16 protein-coding genes are annotated in these 16,124 nt (G+C 69.3%); 8 read left to right on the top strand and 8 right to left on the bottom strand.

Translation table 11 applies throughout. From position 1 onward, the window contains the following. Positions 1–6 precede the first annotated feature (6 nt). From MMR14E_RS24960 to MMR14E_RS24975, 4 genes are all read right to left on the bottom strand, one after another. Positions 7–501 (bottom strand): CAP domain-containing protein, encoded by a 495-nt coding sequence (locus tag MMR14E_RS24960; RefSeq protein ID WP_331317990.1) that lies wholly within the window; start codon positions 499–501, stop codon positions 7–9. Between the two features lie 126 nt (positions 502–627). Then, the gene (locus MMR14E_RS24965) at positions 628–1,596 is read right to left on the bottom strand and encodes an HD-GYP domain-containing protein (protein ID WP_331317991.1); all 969 of its coding nucleotides are present in this window, start codon (positions 1,594–1,596) and stop codon (positions 628–630) included. 213 nt (positions 1,597–1,809) lie between these two features. Next, complete coding sequence (locus tag MMR14E_RS24970; RefSeq protein WP_331317992.1) at positions 1,810–1,959, bottom strand: hypothetical protein; 150 nt, start codon at positions 1,957–1,959, stop codon at positions 1,810–1,812. A 389-nt stretch (positions 1,960–2,348) separates the two neighbouring features. Then, positions 2,349–3,041, bottom strand: a complete 693-nt coding sequence (locus MMR14E_RS24975; protein WP_331317994.1) for a GntR family transcriptional regulator — start codon at positions 3,039–3,041, stop codon at positions 2,349–2,351. Between the two features lie 480 nt (positions 3,042–3,521). Here MMR14E_RS24975 and oxlT point away from each other — a divergent pair, with 480 nt between their 5' ends. Both oxlT and MMR14E_RS24985 read left to right on the top strand, forming a co-directional pair. Next, positions 3,522–4,799: an oxalate/formate MFS antiporter gene (gene oxlT, locus MMR14E_RS24980; protein WP_012319745.1), complete on the top strand. Its 1,278-nt coding sequence runs from the start codon at positions 3,522–3,524 to the stop codon at positions 4,797–4,799. 113 nt (positions 4,800–4,912) lie between these two features. After that, complete coding sequence (locus MMR14E_RS24985) at positions 4,913–5,584, top strand: class II aldolase/adducin family protein (RefSeq protein WP_331317997.1); 672 nt, start codon at positions 4,913–4,915, stop codon at positions 5,582–5,584. 12 nt (positions 5,585–5,596) lie between these two features. Here MMR14E_RS24985 and MMR14E_RS24990 read toward each other — a convergent pair whose 3' ends face one another. After that, a complete protein-coding gene (locus MMR14E_RS24990; protein ID WP_331317998.1) occupies positions 5,597–6,529 on the bottom strand; it encodes a methionyl-tRNA formyltransferase in 933 nt (310 codons plus the stop codon). A gap of 190 nt (positions 6,530–6,719) precedes the next feature. Beyond that, the gene (gene frc, locus MMR14E_RS24995) at positions 6,720–7,997 is read right to left on the bottom strand and encodes a formyl-CoA transferase (RefSeq protein ID WP_331318000.1); all 1,278 of its coding nucleotides are present in this window, start codon (positions 7,995–7,997) and stop codon (positions 6,720–6,722) included. Between the two features lie 471 nt (positions 7,998–8,468). Between frc and MMR14E_RS25000 the strand changes: the two genes are divergently transcribed. Further along, positions 8,469–8,747 carry a hypothetical protein gene (locus MMR14E_RS25000; RefSeq protein ID WP_331318002.1) on the top strand — a complete coding sequence of 93 codons (279 nt, stop codon included), beginning with the start codon at positions 8,469–8,471 and terminating at the stop codon, positions 8,745–8,747. A gap of 5 nt (positions 8,748–8,752) precedes the next feature. Here MMR14E_RS25000 and MMR14E_RS25005 read toward each other — a convergent pair whose 3' ends face one another. Then, positions 8,753–9,445 (bottom strand): hypothetical protein, encoded by a 693-nt coding sequence (locus tag MMR14E_RS25005; RefSeq protein WP_331318004.1) that lies wholly within the window; start codon positions 9,443–9,445, stop codon positions 8,753–8,755. A gap of 401 nt (positions 9,446–9,846) precedes the next feature. Between MMR14E_RS25005 and MMR14E_RS25010 the strand changes: the two genes are divergently transcribed. Genes MMR14E_RS25010 through MMR14E_RS25020 form a run of 3 tightly spaced genes read left to right on the top strand, consistent with a single transcriptional unit; the run spans position 9,847 to position 13,240 of the window. Beyond that, positions 9,847–11,730 (top strand): MHYT domain-containing protein, encoded by a 1,884-nt coding sequence (locus tag MMR14E_RS25010; RefSeq protein WP_331318005.1) that lies wholly within the window; start codon positions 9,847–9,849, stop codon positions 11,728–11,730. After that, positions 11,727–12,179: a response regulator gene (locus tag MMR14E_RS25015; RefSeq protein WP_331318006.1), complete on the top strand. Its 453-nt coding sequence runs from the start codon at positions 11,727–11,729 to the stop codon at positions 12,177–12,179. Before MMR14E_RS25010 ends, MMR14E_RS25015 begins: the two co-directional genes overlap by 4 nt. Continuing rightward, positions 12,176–13,240 carry a sensor histidine kinase gene (locus tag MMR14E_RS25020; protein ID WP_331318007.1) on the top strand — a complete coding sequence of 355 codons (1,065 nt, stop codon included), beginning with the start codon at positions 12,176–12,178 and terminating at the stop codon, positions 13,238–13,240. The genes MMR14E_RS25015 and MMR14E_RS25020 overlap by 4 nt, the downstream gene beginning before the upstream one ends. Positions 13,241–13,250: 10 nt before the next feature. Here the strand turns inward: MMR14E_RS25020 and MMR14E_RS25025 are convergent, their stop codons facing one another. Further along, positions 13,251–13,814, bottom strand: a complete 564-nt coding sequence (locus tag MMR14E_RS25025) for a TetR/AcrR family transcriptional regulator (RefSeq protein ID WP_331318008.1) — start codon at positions 13,812–13,814, stop codon at positions 13,251–13,253. A 97-nt stretch (positions 13,815–13,911) separates the two neighbouring features. On the opposite strand from MMR14E_RS25025, the gene MMR14E_RS25030 reads away from it, so the two are divergent. Next, the gene (locus MMR14E_RS25030) at positions 13,912–15,015 is read left to right on the top strand and encodes an efflux RND transporter periplasmic adaptor subunit (RefSeq protein WP_331318009.1); all 1,104 of its coding nucleotides are present in this window, start codon (positions 13,912–13,914) and stop codon (positions 15,013–15,015) included. Beyond that, positions 15,012–16,112 carry an efflux RND transporter periplasmic adaptor subunit gene (locus tag MMR14E_RS25035; RefSeq protein WP_331318010.1) on the top strand — a complete coding sequence of 367 codons (1,101 nt, stop codon included), beginning with the start codon at positions 15,012–15,014 and terminating at the stop codon, positions 16,110–16,112. The genes MMR14E_RS25030 and MMR14E_RS25035 overlap by 4 nt, the downstream gene beginning before the upstream one ends. Positions 16,113–16,124 lie beyond the last annotated feature (12 nt).

The raw sequence follows: 16,124 nt of genomic DNA on the forward strand, positions 1-16,124 counted from the left end.
TGGGCGTCAGCCGCCGGCCATCACGAGCGCCCAGAAGCGCTTGTACCGCGTGGTCGGGGCGTCGACCCGGGCAATCCCGATCCTGCGGATCTGCGGCAGCAGCATGTTCTTGTTGTGCTCGGGGCTCGCCTTCCAGCGGGCGAGCACCTGCTCCAGGGTCTCGGACCCGGCGCTGAGATTCTCGGCCGCCCAGGATCTCGCGAGACCGGCCGACGCCATGCGCGAGGTGAAGCTGCCGCCGATCTCGTGGCTGAGCTGGCCGTGACGGGCGTTGTTGCCGGCCTGGAACGCCGCTGCCTTCACGAGGGCGGGGTCGACCACGACGGGGCTCAGGCCGTGCTGGACCCGGTAGGCCGAGATCGCCGCGGCGGCCGCGAACTCATCGAGCACGGCGGTGTGCGTCGCGTTCTCGACGGGGGTCTCGGGCAGGACCGAGAGACCGCCGCACCCGGTGAGGGCCAGCAGGAGGGCGGCGGCGAGGGCGAGACTGAGCTTGGGCACGGTCCGGACGGCGTTGCGTGAGACGGGACCGCCTCCCTCCGGCGCGGTTGCGGCGAAAGCGCGGCGCGCGATGCGCCTGGACGATCCCGCCGGACGGCGTGGCGCCGGCGCCACGCCCGGCCGCGGTCAGGCCGCCAGGGCGCTGCCCCTGAGCATGGAGGGTGCGAAGGCGCGCAGCAGATCCGGATCCAGGTGCCCTTTGCTGTCGGTCATGATCGACAGTGCCTCCGCGGGCGTGGCGGGTTGCCGATAGGTGCGCCGCTCGGTCAGGGCGGAGAACACGTCGCAGATCGTCACGATTCGCACGAGATCCGAGATGTCGAGACCGGACAGCCTGTCGGGATATCCCTTCCCGTCCAGGCGCTCGTGGTGATGGCGGACCACGTCGATCACCGCCTCCTCGAAATCGCCGTGCACGCGCAGCAGGTCGGCGCCGATATCGGGATGGCGCTGCATCAGCCGCACCTCCTCGGGATTGAGCGGCCCCGGCTTGTTGAGGATCTCCACCGGGATGCGCGCCTTGCCGATGTCGTGCAGCAGCGCCGAGCGGACCAGCAACGTGAGGTCGGTCTGACTGAGCCCGATCTGCGAGCCGAAGGTCGCGGCGTGACCCGCGACGCCGAGGGTGTGCTGATAGACGCCGATCTCGTGGCGCCAGACCTCGGCGAGCCACTCGGAGATCCCGACCTCGGAGACGGCCGCCAGGACGAGCTCGGTTCCGCGATCCGCGTCGACGCGCTGCAATCGGGCACCGAGCGCGGCACTGTCGAAGATCTCGGCGACGGCGGCGGTGGCACCCGACACCCGCTCGAGGAGGCGGCGCTGCCGCAACTCGGCGGAGCGCGTCGCCTCCTCGATCATGCCGAAGACGTTCGCCAGAACGAGCTGCCGGGGCGACGCCGCCGGAAGCTGGCGCAGGTAACGGGCGGCCGGCATGGGTTCGCCGCGCACGAGAACGAGGCGCGGAACCGGCGGACCGTGATGGGACAGCGTCGCCTGCAGCTTGGCCGCATGGGCCGGCGGGAGGTCGAGGACGACGAGATGGGGCCGCTCCGGTGGCAGCGGCCCGTTTGGCGGGATCGATCGGCAATCCATCACGAGCGCGATGGCACGCTCAAGGGCCGACCGTTCCGACGGGCGATCCGACACGAGGAGGACGAAGGGACCGTCCGAGGAACGCGCTGCGACACCGAGAGCCAACGCGGTAGCTCCTCGCCCGCACGGTCAACGATCGGTTCACCCTACGCGTAAAATTTGAGGAAAGCGTTACCCCTACGCACTCTCGAGCGCCGCGGACCAGTTCTGTCCTCAGGCGAGCTTGGCAGTCGCGACATCGCCGGTCGGCGCGACGGACTTACGACCGCGCTCGCCGGCGGAGAGAAAGTCGGCGTACTTCACGGTCAGCAGCGCTTGGCAGGCGGCGAAGGCGACGAAAATGGCGAGGAAGCTGGCGATCATCGATTACTCCGGCGCGGTCTGGATCCGCCTCATGTTGCGATGCAGTAAGTACGATGCCGCCCCGCAACTTGGTATGCCAGATTACGAATACCGATCATGCCGTGCATGCATAGAGCGCGGGAGTTGGCGCCACCTGGGCGGAAAAACCCCCGACTCATGCTTTCGAACGGATAGCTGACGCGCGATCTCATGAGGCTGACGACCGCAGAATTTTTTGCGGTGCGACAATGATCGCGCGCAATACAATTTGATGAGAGCGGTGTTGCGAGATCTCCGCCCGTGAGATCTGACGTGGTCAACGACGTCGATCGCGGCGGCAGAGCACGCGCGCACGCGTTCGTGTGCCGCGACGCGCACCGCGCAGCCGTCGGGTCGGGATCGGGTCCTGATCAGTCCAGGTAGTCGCCGTAGGTGTCGACGTGCTGAGCGAGCCCGAGGCCGTGCTCGCGGACGAGCCGCTCGGCCAGATCGGCATCGCGCGCTTCGAGCGCCGAGATGATGGCGACGTGCTCCCGGATCGAATGTTCCGCGCGGTCGCCCTGGCGAAGCGCGGTGCTGCGGATGCCACGGACATGCATCAGCAGGTTGCTGGTCAGATCGGCGATCGCTTCGCAGTGACCGAGTGCGATGATGCGCTGATGGAAGCGGATGTTCGCGTCCGAGTACTCGTCGATATGCTCGGACGGCTGACCCTCGAAGAACTCTGGAAACGATTCGCGCAGCGAGCGCAGTTGCGCATCGGTGGCGCGTGCGCAGGCGAGGCGGGCCGCCATGCTCTCCAGCGCCGTCCACGCGTGGATCATGCTGACGATCTCGCGCTTGTTCTTCTTGATCACGAAGACGCCGCGCCGCGCTTCGGAACGGACGAAGCCCTCCTGCTCTAGAACCGTCAGGGCCTCGCGCACCGGCGTGCGGCTGACACCGAGATCCTGCGACAGCTTCCGCTCGTCCAGCCGCACCTCGTCCGGACGCCCGTAGATGTCCATGTTGGTGATGGCCGTCTTGAGCGCCTCGTAGGCCAATGTCCGGAGACTGGAGCTGGCGACGATGGGCTTCACGCTCAGCGGTTCGGAATTCGACATCCCTCGTCCAGTCAGCTCACGCGCATGATGTCTCGCACGCATTCTCTGTCGTGCGCTCACAGAGGACCTAACCCAAACCTTAGCGAGATCCTAGTCGATCGTGGAGCGGTCCCACAGACCTGTGACCCGAGCCGGCATTCGGCGCCTCAAAAATTGCGGCGGCACAACCGCGATGCCGGGCCCTCGGACCCACGTTCGAGGCCACCGATTTAATCCAATCCCGAAAACGTGTATTTTTTTGCAGGTTCGATTGACAGCCTCCGGCGATATCAGCACCATTCTGCTGGCATACCGTCGACCATCAGACGTGAGGCTCCGATCCCGACGCGAGTGTTGCTGTACTCGAGACATTATTTGCCTGCGGGCCAAGAATTTTTCGAAGCATCCCGGCCAACTTGTTCTGCCAAGCTGCGCTGCGGCAGGGCATAGATCCGGTCCGAACACGAATCCCAACAATAATACTGCCTAGGAGGGAACGGTATGTCCGAGATCGTCAAACCGGTGGGGCGCGGCCGCTGGCTCCAACTCGCCTTCGGCGTCGTCTGCATGTGCATGATCGCTAACATGCAGTACGGCTGGACCTTCTTCGTGAGCCCGATGCAGGAGCGGCACGGCTGGGATCGCGCGGCGATCCAGGTGGCCTTCACGCTGTTCGTCGTCACCGAGACGTGGCTGGTCCCGATCGAGGGCTGGTTCGTCGACAAGTACGGCCCGCGGATCGTGACGCTGTTCGGCGGCCTTCTCTGCGCCATAGCCTGGGTGATCAATTCCTACGCGGACTCCCTCACCGTGCTCTACATCGCGGCCGCGATCGGCGGCACGGGCGCGGGCGCCGTCTACGGAACCTGTGTCGGCAACTCGCTGAAGTGGTTTCCCGACCGGCGCGGCCTCGCCGCCGGCATCACCGCCATGGGCTTCGGCGCGGGCTCCGCGCTCACGGTCGTGCCGATCCAGGCGATGATCAAGTCGCAGGGCTACGAGGCGGCCTTCTTCTACTTCGGGATCGGTCAGGGCGTGATCGTCATGCTGATCGCCCTGTTCCTGCGCGCTCCGGCCAAGGGTCAGGTTCCGGAGGTCGCCCGGGTCAGCCAGTCCAAGCGGGACTACAAGCCCTCTGAGATGGTCCGCACGCCGATCTTCTGGGTCATGTACGCGATGTTCGTCATGATGGCCGCTGGCGGCCTGATGGCCACCGCGCAGCTCGGCCCGATCGCCAAGGATTTCAAGATCGCCGACGTCCCGGTCTCACTCCTGGGGATCACGCTGCCGGCGCTGACCTTCGCGGCCACGCTCGACCGGGTGCTCAACGGCGTGACGCGCCCGTTCTTCGGCTGGGTCTCCGACCATATCGGCCGCGAGAACACGATGTTCCTGTCCTTCGCGATCGAGGGCCTGGGCATCTACGCGCTGAGCCAGTTCGGGCAGAACCCGATCGCCTTCGTGCTGCTGACCGGTCTCGTGTTCTTCGCCTGGGGCGAGATCTACTCGCTGTTCCCGGCGACCTGCGGCGACACGTTCGGCTCGAAGTACGCGGCGACCAATGCCGGCCTGCTCTACACGGCCAAGGGCACGGCGGCGCTGATCGTCCCCTACACCAGCGTGCTCACGACCATGACCGGGAGCTGGCACACGGTGTTCCTCGCGGCCGCGGCCCTCAACATCCTCGCGGCCCTGCTGGCGCTGTTCGTCCTCAAGCCGATGCGCGCCGCCTACACCAAGAAGCCCGAGGCGGGCCTCGCGCCGGTGCTGGCCCAGTAGCGGGTCCCGATCGACCGGCGCTGCGGCGCCGAACCGACGCGAATGAGCCCGGCGCCGTCTTTACGGCACCGGGCTTCCTGCATACCGGGAACCGGGCCTTCCGGAGATCGGGCATGGACAAGGACGAGCGGATCGCGCGGGAAAGCGTCGTGGCGGCGGCGCGGGCGCTCGACGCCCAGGGGCTGAACCGCGGCACGTCGGGCAATGTCTCGGTGCGCTTCCGCGACGGGCTCCTGATCACCCCCTCCGGCATGCCCACCGACCGGACCGGTCCGGACGACGTGGTGCGGATGGGCCTCGACGGAACCCACGCGCCGGATCAGAAGCCCTCGTCGGAATGGCGCTTCCACCGGGACATCCTCGCGTCGCGTCCGGAATTCCACGCGGTGGTCCACGCGCATCCGGTCTTCTGCACCGCCTTCGCGATCTGCGGGGAGCCGATCCCGGCGGTCCACTACATGATCGCGGCCTTCGGCGGCCCGACGGTGCGCTGCGCGCCCTACGCGCCCTACGGGACCGCGGAGCTCTCGGACTTGGCGCTCGCGGCGCTCGTCGGCCGCAACGTCTGCCTCCTCGCCAACCACGGCATGATCGCGGCCGGCGCCAGCCTGGAGAAGGCCCTGTGGCTCGCCGTCGAGCTGGAGACACTCTGCCAGCAATACGCCGTCGCGCGGCAGATCGGGACGCCGCTCATCCTGTCCGAGGACGAGATCGGCGCCACGGTCGAGCGCTTCCGCGGCTACGGTCTGAACGCGGCGCGGCCGACCGCGCCGGAGACGACCTGACGCGCCATCGGCCTAGCGGCCCAGAACCTGCCCGACCGCCAGTCCGGCCTCCCGGGCGAATTCGGCCGCCGCGACCTTCTTGCCGCCCTCCGCCTTGACCTTGCGGACCTCGATCCGCCCACCCTGCGCGCAGACGCTGAATCCCTCATCGTCGACGGCGACCACCTCGCCGGGCTTGCCGACGACGTCGGCGAGCTTGCGGATCCGGTTCAGGCTGCAGTCGAAGATCTGGAGCTTCTTGCCGCCGTGCGTGGTCCAGGCGCCGGGCGCCGGGTTGGCCGCGCGGATCAGGTTGTAGATCTGCTCGGCGTGGGACGACCAGTGGATCTCCGCCTCGGCGGCGCGGAACCAGCCCTCGTAGCTCGCGGCGTCCTCGTCCTGATCGATCTCGACATGCTGGCCGGCCACCACCAGATCCGCCGCCTCGAGCATGGCCGCGACGCCCATCGGGAACAGGTTGTCGAAGTAGATGTCGCCCAGGGTCGCGTCGGCGCCGATCGGGCAGGTCTTCTGCAGGATGACCGGGCCCTCGTCGAGGCCGTCGGTGGGCCGGAAGATCGTCAGGCCGGTCTGCAACTCGCCCCGGGCGATCGGCCAGTTGATCGACGACGGGCCGCGGTAACGCGGCAGCAGGCTCGGATGGTACTGGATCGTGCCGTGCTTCGGGATGTTGACGAAGCTCTGCGGCGCGAACTGGAGCACGTAGGCCATGATGCCGATGTCGGCGTTCAGGCCGCGCATCGCGTCCTCGGCCTCGGGACTTTTCAGGCTCGGGAACTGGAAGACCGTCAGCCCCTTCTCGACGGCCGCCGTCTTCAGGACGTCCGGCTTGGCGCCGGGCTTCTCCGGCGCGCAGAACACAGCCGCAACCTCATCGCCTCGTGCGAGGAACGCCTCAAGGACCGCTTTTCCGAAATCCTGTTGACCGATGAAGGCGATGCGCATGCAGGCTCCTGGGTGGTGTCATCCGGGCCCTGAGGGAGCCGGTGAGAAACGTGCCGAACGCGGGCTCGGCGGCGCGACCGTGCCCTGGCTCTCGAACGGCGTCACCCGGTAACTGAGGCGGCGCGACACGCACGCCCCCGGATTGTAACACCGGCGATCCGGGGTCTCGCCCCGGATCGCCGGACATCGATCACTCCGCCGCGATCTTCTGGACCACGCCGATCGCGCCGGATTCCGAGATCTCGCCGACCTCGGCCTCCGAATAGCCCAGCACGGAGCGCAGGATCTCGTCGGTGTGCTCGCCCAGCAGCGGCGAGCGGGTCACCTCGCTCGGGCTCGCCGACAGCTTGATGGGGTTGCCGACCGTCAGGTACTTGCCGCGGGTCGGGTGATCGACCTCCACGATGGTGCCGGTCTTCCGCAGCGACTCGTCCTCGGCGATCTCCTTCATCGACAGGATCGGGCCGCAGGGAATGTCGTACTTGTTCAGGGTGTCCATCACCTCGAACTTGGACACCTTCATCGTCCAGGCCTCGATCCGCGTGAAGATCTCGTTGAGGTGCGGCAGGCGGGCCTTCGGGGTGGCGTAGTTCGGATCGGTCTTCCAGTCCGGCTCACCGATGATGTCGCAGATCGGCTCCCAGACGGCGGCCTGGGTGATGACGTAGATGTAGGCGTTCGGATCCTGCTCCCACCCCTTGCAGCGCAGGATGCGGCCCGGCTGACCGCCACCGGAATCGTTGCCCGCGCGCGGCGTCGCCTCACCGAACGGGATGCCCTCGCCGAACTGGCTGTACTCCTTGAGCGGCCCGTGGGCGAGCCGCTGCTGGTCGCGCAGCTTGACCCGGCACAGGTTGAGCACGCCGTCCTGCATGGCGCAGTCGACCTTCTGACCGAGGCCGCTCTGGGTCCGATGATACAGCGCCGTGACGATGCCGAGGGCGAGGTGCAGGCCGGTGCCTGAATCGCCGATCTGCGCGCCTGTCACCATCGGGATGCCGTCGCGGAAGCCCGTCGTGGAAGCGGAGCCGCCGGCGCATTGCGCGACGTTCTCGTACACCTTGCAGTCCTCGTAGCGGCCCGGGCCGAAGCCCTTCACGGAGGCCAGGATCATCCGCGGGTTGACCTCATGGATCTTCTCCCAGGTCAGGCCCATGCGGGCGAGGGCGCCGGGCGCGAAATTCTCGACCAGGACGTCGCATTCCTTGATCAGGCGCCAGAGAACCTCCTTACCCTTGGGGTTCTTCGAATCGAGCGTGATCGACCGCTTGTTGTGGTTCAGCATCGTGAAATAGAGGCTGTCCACGTCCGGGATGTCCTGGAGCTGCTGGCGCGTGGCGTCGCCAACACCCGGCCGCTCGACCTTGATGACGTCGGCGCCGAACCAGGCCAGGAGCTGCGTACAGGTCGGGCCAGATTGAACGTGGGTGAAGTCCAGGATGCGGACGCCTTCGAGGGCCTTGGTCATGATCGGTCTCGGAGCTGGAGTCGGTCTGGGGATGTCGGAGGACGGCTCAGGCCGCGCGGGATACCGGTTCGATGCCTGCACGGACCCGTGACGCGCGTGCCGCGACGCCGGGGCAGGTGCCTTCCATCCTCGAACGGATCATGTCTGCTCTCCCTCCCAACGCGCAGTCTCGTCGTATCGCGAAACCGTCACGCGAACCCGGGGTGACGAGTCCGCCGATTTGTATACCACATGCCATTCGCCAGATGCGAGTGCCTATTGTGGACGGCTTCGGCGCCGGCCAGGGACCAACCGTAAGCCGGCGCGGGCTCGCGCTCAACACGCTGCACAGCGTGCATGGGGTCGACAGCGCCGCCCCCTTGGCATTCGGTGACGGGCGGTCCATGATTTCGCCAAAATTGCCCTCGCCGCGGGATGGAAAGTGTCCCGCCGACGTGGCTTGAATGATGTAACGCTGCACGAGGAACGCCCATGCTCGCCAGCACCAGCCTGATCAAGTCGTCCTGGATCGCCGTCGATGTCGCCCACGACCGCGCCGAGCGCGTTCTCGTGGTCGAGACTTACATTGCCGTCAGCCCGCTGGAACCGAATTACGACGCCGCGCAGTACGAGCGCGTGCTCGCCTGCGTCCAGAAGGTGCTCAAGACGCATCCGGAGATCGACCGCGCGTCGATCCTGAGCATGCATCGCGGCTCCGGCTGCACGGCGCTGTTCCGGGACACGTCCGCCAAGCAGCCCGCGGCCGCCTGACTCCGTCAGGCCTCGCCGCTCTCGGTCGGCCGGGTCAGATCCGGCGGCTCGAGGGCGACGCGGGCGGCGTGGAACCACCAGAGCGGGATGTCGCGATTGGCCTTCGCCAGTTCCGACGCCCATCCCTCCTTGGGCATGACGTCGGCGCGGTCCGCGAACAGGCGCAGCGCCGCCTCCGCGCGCTCCCGCCGGCACCGCTCCTCGATCGCCCGCCGCTCGGCCTCGGCGCGGGCGTCGGTCTGCTCGATGAGGCGCCGGGTGGCGAGATCGTCGGCGTCGAAGGCGAATTGCTGCCAGAAGGCCTCCGCCTCCCGCGCGACATCCCGCTCGCGGCGCAGCGTCGCGAGCGCCTCCTCCGCGGCGTCCCGCGCCGTCTCGGCCGCTTCGGCGCGGGCGAGGAGGCGGTTGTTGGCCTCGAGCAGTTCCCGCTCCCGCTCGGGCGCCATCCGCTGACGGCGCAGCACCCGCAGTTCCTCCTCGTCGGCGCGTCGGGCGGCCAGGAGGTCGGCCAGCGGGCCGGCCGCGAGAGCGTCGGCGGACCGGAGATAGCGCTCGCGCAGACCCGGGTGCCGGGCCTCCAGGTTCGAGTCGGTCCAGGCGGCGCGATCCTCACCTTCCGTCCGCTCGCGATCGTACAGAGCCTGAGCCAGAGCTTCGCGCAGGTCGTCCGGAAGTCGTGCAGCGCCGTGTCCGTTCATGAACCTGCATTCGCGATGAGCGATCGACAGAACCTAGAACGCGCGCGGACGCCGGGAGAGACCGCCGCCGCGTGACGCACGCGATTTTTTTCTCGACGCGCCAGCCGCGCGCCAGCGGGCGACGACTGGTGCGACGACTGGTGCTTGTCCGCCGATCGCGGCTGGCCGGAGGCGACGGTCGATCGTCGCTGCTCCTGCTTGCTCGAGCCTGTCGCGCCCGTCGGGATTCCGCTCCGCGTCGCCGCCGATCCCCGCCCCACCCGGCACCAGTTCGGGACGGGCACGGGACCGCCATGGTGTCTCGGTATTCCGGAGGCTTGGCCGGCCCGGAATCGCGATGGCGCCCGCCCTCGACCCGCGGTACATCGCGATCAGCGCCCTTCACGCGTCGATCGCAGTCGATGGTCCATACTGGCTACAACCCGGCTCTCGTCGCCCTGTCGATCGGTCTCGCGGTGTTCGCGTCCTACACCGCGCTGGATCTCGGCGCGCGGATCCGAGGGCCGGTCGCCGGACCGCGCTGGCCGTGGATCGCCGGCGCCGCCCTCGCCATGGGCGGCGGCATCTGGTCGATGCACTTCGTCGGCATGCTGGCCTTCGAGATGGGCATGCCGGCCGCCTACGATCTCGGACTCACCCTGCTGTCGCTCGCGATCGCCGTCGCGGCGACCGGGGCCGCCTTCATGTGGGTAGCGCGGGTCGGGGTCGGAGCCGGCGGCCTCCTTGTGGCAGGTCCGCTCATGGGTGCCGGCGTCGCCGGCATGCACTACACCGGCATGGCCGCGCTCCGGATCCCGGGCGACCTCGCCTACAGCCCGGCCATTGTCGCGCTCTCGGTGGCGATCGCCGTGACGGCGGCGACCGCCGCCCTGTGGCTCTCCTTCCGGCGGCACGGCGTGTGGCAGAAACTCGCCGCGGCCTGCGTCATGGGCCTCGCAGTGGCCGGGATGCACTACACCGGCATGGCCGCGGCGACGATCACCGCCGAGGCGGCAGGCGCCCACGCGGCCCACGCGGTGACCGGCGTCCCGGGCCAGCAGAACCTCGCCCTGTACGTCGCCGGCGCGACATTCCTCATCCTGTTCCTGGCGATGCTCGCCTCGTCGCTGGACCAGCAGCGCGTGCAGCGCGAGCTCCAGGCGAGCGAGGCGCGGTTCCGGGCCGCCGTTCAGGCCGTGCGCGGCGTGCTCTGGACCAACGATGCCCAGGGCCGGATGCTCGGCGAGCAGCCGGGCTGGAGCGCGATCACGGGGCAGACGCGGGAGGAGTACCAGGGCTACGGCTGGGCCGACGCGGTGCATCCCGACGACATGGAGGCCTCCGTCGAGAGCTGGAACGCGACCGTCCGGGCGCGGCGCACCTACGTTCACGAACACCGGGTCCGTGTCCGCGACGGGACGTGGCGGCACTTCGCGATCCGCGCGATCCCCGTCCTCGACGCGCGGGGCCAGATCCGCGAGTGGGTCGGCGTGCACACGGACATCACCGAGCAGCGTCAGGCCGAAGCGGACCTGCGCGAATCGAACGAGGAGATCCAGCGCTACGCCTATATCGTCAGCCACGACCTGCGCGCGCCGCTGGTCAACGTGATGGGATTCACGAGCGAGCTGGAGGCGACTCGGACCGAGATCGCCGCGGCCCTCCGGGATCATCCGGCGGCGGAGCGGCTCGACGCCGACCTCGGCGAGGCCCTCGGCTTCATCAAGGCGGCGGTGAACCGGATGGAGGGGCTGATCGCCGCCATCCTGAAGCTCTCGCGCGAGGGCCGGCGACAGTTCTCGCCCGAAGCCCTCGACATGACGAGCCTGCTCCGCGGCGTGGCGGACGCCCAGCGGCATCAGGCCGAGGCGGTCGGCGCCACGGTGACGATCGCCCGCGACCTGCCGGAGATCGTCGCCGACCGGCTCGCGATCGAGCAGGTGTTCGGCAACCTGCTAGACAATGCCGTGAAATACCTCGACCCCAGCCGGCCCGGACACATCGCCGTCACGGCCAAGGCCGTGGGCGAGCGCGGCGTCTGCTTCTCCGTCGCCGACAATGGTCGGGGGATCGCGGCGCGGGACCATGCCCGCGTCTTCGAACTCTTCCGCCGTTCGGGCGCCCAGGACCGCCCGGGCGAGGGGATCGGCCTCGCTCACGTGAAGGCCCTGGTCCGGTCGTTCGGCGGACGGATCGAGATCCGTTCAGAACTCAGCGTCGGCACGACGTTCGACGTGACCTTGCCGCGCGGGACCGCTACAGCGATCCGGATAGACCCTGAACCGGCGCCCATCGCCGCCGAATGAGCGTGGAGCCGCCCGTGCATCCCGTCAGCATCGTGATGATCGAGGATGACGAGGGACATGCGCGCCTGATCGAGCGGAACATCCGCCGCGCCGGCGTCAACAACGACATCGTGCCGTTCCGGAACGGTACGTCGGCGCTGGAATACCTGCTCGGTTCGGACGGCTCCGGCGAGGCGAGCGCCCGACGGCACCTGCTGATCCTGCTCGATCTCAACCTGCCAGACATGACCGGCCTCGACATCCTCGAGAAGGTCAAAGCGAACCCGCACACGCGGCGGTCCCCGGTGGTGGTCTTGACCACGACGGACGACAGCCGCGAGATCCAGCGCTGCTACGACCTCGGGGCCAACGTCTACATCACCAAGCCGGTGAGCTACGACGGTTTCGCGAACGCGATCCGCCAGCTCGGGCTGTTCTTCTCGGTGATGCAGGTTCCGCAGAACCCATGAATGCCGCGCGTGCCAGCGGGGACGGCACCGCTGCGGCGGCACGCATCCTCTACATCGACGACGACCCCGGTCTCGGCCGCTTGGTCCGGCGCGCTCTGGAGGCGCGCGGCTACGTGGTCGAGCTCTGCCCCGACGGCGCGGCGGGACTGGCGCGGCTCGCGCAGGGCGGAATCGATGCCGTCGCCCTCGACCACCACATGCCCGGGCAGACGGGGCTCGATCTGCTGCCCGAAATCCGCGCGCTGCCCCAGGCGCCGCCGGTCATCTACGTGACGGGCTCGGAGGACAGCCGCGTCGCCGTGGCGGCCCTGAAGGCGGGGGCGGTCGACTACGTCTGGAAGGACGTCCAGGGCCAGTTCCGGGAACTGCTCGGCGAGGCCGTCGCCACCGCTCTGCGCCAGGAGAGCCTGCGGCGCGACAAGGAACGCGCCGAGGCCGAGATGCGCGAGGCGCGCGACCGCGCCGAGCTGCTGCTGCGCGAGGTCAACCACCGCGTGGCCAATTCCCTGGCCCTCGTCGCGGCCCTCGCGCACATGCAGCGCAACGCGGTCACCGACCCGGCAGCGAAGGCCGCGCTCGACGAGATGCAGGCCCGCATCTCGGCGATCGCCGGCATCCACCGCCGCCTCTACACCTCGGACGACGTCGAATCGGTCGAGCTCGACGCCTACCTGCAGAGCCTCGTCGAGGAATTGCAGGCCGCGATGCGCGCGAGCGGGCGCGACCACGCGATCCGCCTCCGGGCCGCGCCGGTGAGACTCTCCACCGACAAGGCCGTGTCGGTCGGCGTCGTCGTGACCGAACTCGTCACCAACGCCTACAAGTACGCCTACCCGGTCGGCACCTCCGGCGAGATCCGCGTCGCGGTCGAGCGGGACGCCGACGACACCGTGCTGCTCGCCGTCGAGGATGACGGCATCGGCTGGACCGGGGAGGGCGAGATCCGAGGCACCGGGCTCGGGTCGCGCATCGTGCGCGCCATGGCGTCGAACCTGCGCTCAGCCCTGTCGTACGCCCCTCGAAGCGCCGGGACGCGCGCCGTGCTCGCGTTCCAGGCCTGAGCGTCCGGACCTAGCCGCCCGCTCGCCGGGCGATGCGGTCGAGGGCGTCGAGCATCGGCGCCAGCGCGTCCTCGTCGAGCTGCTGGAAGCCCAGCGCCCGACTCATGAACAGGCCGAGGATGGCGAAGTACAGGACCGAGCCCTCGCCCGGGGGCGCGCCCTCGATCCGTCCGAGCTGGTCCAGCTGATCCGCGACGAACGCCTGAAAGTCCTTCTGCGCTTCCGGCGATTCCATCGATGCCAGGAGCAGCGCGCGCGCGGCCTCGTTGTCCTCGCAGTAATGCGTGCGGATATGTGCCACCATCGCTCTGGGCAGTTGCGACGGGCCGGCCGGTATTTCTCGCGCGCAGGCGTCGATCTCCGCGCGCACATCCGCGAGCTTGCGGGCGACCAGCGCCGCCACCAGCGCGTCCTTCGACGCGTAGTGGTGCAGAACACCGCCTTTGCTCAGACCGGCCTCGACCGCGACCGCGTCGATGGTCAGGCCCCGGACGCCGGCTTTCAGGAGCACCGCCGCGGCTGCCTCCAGGATGATCTCGGGCCGCGCCGCCAGTCGCTGTCGCTTCACCTGCATCACGGACCTGCATTAAAAACCGTCTGGACGGTATGTAACGGATGACGTAGAGACGCGCCACGCAATTTGCACGAGTCGGGCCGACAAGGTCGATCGCATGAGCCGCATCGCCTTCCTCCCATCGACATCCGTCCTGCTGATGTTAACCGCGCTGGCGTCGATCGGGTGCGCCCGGGCCGAGCCGGAAGCGGCGCTCGATCCAGCCCTCGCGCGGGTCCGCGTGGTGCAGGCGCGGCGCACACCGCTCGCGCTCGACGTCGTGGTGACCGGTGACATCCAGGCGCAGGCGCAGGTGAACGTCTCGTTCCGGACGAACGGGAAGGTCGCCGAGCGGCGCGTCGAGGTCGGCGACCATGTCAGCGCCAACCAGGTCCTCGCCGTCCTCGAACCCCTGACGCAGCAGGCCAATCTCGACAACGCCAAGGCCGCCCTCGCCTCGGCCGAGGCGCTGCTGACCCAGGCCAAGATGTCCTACGAGCGCCAGAAGCAGCTCCTCGCCGGCGGCTTCACGACCCGCTCGACCTACGACAACGCCGAGCAGGAGCTGCGCACGACCCAGGCGGCGGTCGACTCGGCCAAGGCGGCGCTCGGGACAGCGCAGGAGCAGTTCTCGTACACGGAGCTGCGCGCGGGCGTGTCCGGCGTGGTGACGAGCCGCAGCTTCGAGGTCGGCCAAGTGGTCCAGTCGGGCCAGACCGTGCTGGTCGTCGCCCAGGACGGGCCCCGCGACGCGGTCTTCAACGTCTACGAATCGCTGCTGGCCCAGCCGCCGGCCGGCGACACCATCGCGGTGGCGCTCCAGTCGGACCCGTCCGTCACCGCGGTCGGGACCGTGCGGGAGATCTCACCCACGGTGGACGCCGCGAGCGGCACGGTGCGGGTCAAGATCGGCCTCAAGGCGACGCCCGCCGCCATGGGGCTCGGGGCCGTCGTGATCGGCCGCGGACGCTTCGCGCCGCACGAATCCGTAGTCCTGCCCTGGTCGGCGCTGTACCGCTACGACGGTCGGCCCTCCGTGTGGATCTACGATCCGCAGCGCAGGACCGTCTCGGTCCGGGCGGTGGAGATCGACCGCTTCGGCCCCGACATCATCGCGCTGAAGCGCGGCGTCGAGCCGGGCGAGCGGGTGGTCGTCGCCGGCATCCAGTTCCTGCGCCCCGGCCAGACCGTCGCGGCCGCCGAGATCGGAGACCGCCCATGACGGCGCGCGAGTATCTCGTCCTGGGCCTCGTCGCGGCGGCGCTCGCCGGATGCAACGGGCACGGCGGTGACAGCGGGGAGGGCGCTGCGGCCGCCCCCGTCCGTCCGGTTCTCACGCAGGTGGTCGTGCCGAGCGACACCGTCACGTTCGGGCCGTTCGCCGGCACGATCGAGCCGCGCTACCAGGCGCAGCTCGGCTTTCAGATTCCCGGCCGCATGGTGGCGCGGGACGTCACGGTCGGCGACCTCGTCACCCGCGGTCAGCGCCTCGCGGCCCTCGACACGATCGTGACCCGCTTCGACCTGACCCGCGCCGAGGCCGACCTCGCCGATGCGAAGGCGCAGGCCGAGAATGCCGAGGCCGCGGAATCGCGGACCCGGCGCCTGATGTCCGGCAACGCCGTGTCCCAGGCGACCCTCGACCAGGCGGTCGCCAAGCGCGAGACCGCCCGGGCCCGGGTGGATCAGGCGATGGCGAGCCTCCAGAAGGCCCGCGACCAGATGGGGTACACCGAGCTGAAGGCCGAATTCGACGGCGTCGTGACGCAGCGCCTCGCCGAGGTCGGCCAGGTGCTCAGCGCCGGCCAGGGCGTCGTGACCGTGGCGCGCCCGGACGTCCGCGAGGCGGTGGTCGACATCCCCGAGACCCATGCCGGGGCCCTGCCGGCGGACGGCGTGTTCACCGTCGCGCTCCAGAGCGCGCCGGAGCTGACGGCACGGGGGCGCATCCGCGAGATCGCGCCGCTCGCCGAGTCGGGGACGCGGTCCAAGCGCATCCGGATCACCCTGGACGATCCCGGCCCGGCCTTCCGGCTCGGCGCGACCATCAACGTGTCGCTGATGCGCAAGGTCCCGCCCACCGTCCTGCTGCCCGCGTCGGCGCTGCTCGAGGATAACGGCCGCCGCTCGGTCTGGGTCGTGTCGGCCGACGGAAAGACGGTGGCGCGCCGCGACGTCACCGTGGCGGCGCGGGACAATGCGGAGGACGGCCGCGTGGCGGTCGTCGACGGGCTCAAGGCCGGCGAGCGCGTCGTGGTCGCGGGCGTCCATGTCCTGAAGGAAGGCCAGGCCGTGCGCCTGACCGACGGCGCCGTCTGATCCGGCCGCACG

The sequence above is a fragment of the Methylobacterium mesophilicum genome (assembly GCF_036441335.1).
GTDB classification, from domain to species: domain Bacteria; phylum Pseudomonadota; class Alphaproteobacteria; order Rhizobiales; family Beijerinckiaceae; genus Methylobacterium; species Methylobacterium mesophilicum_B.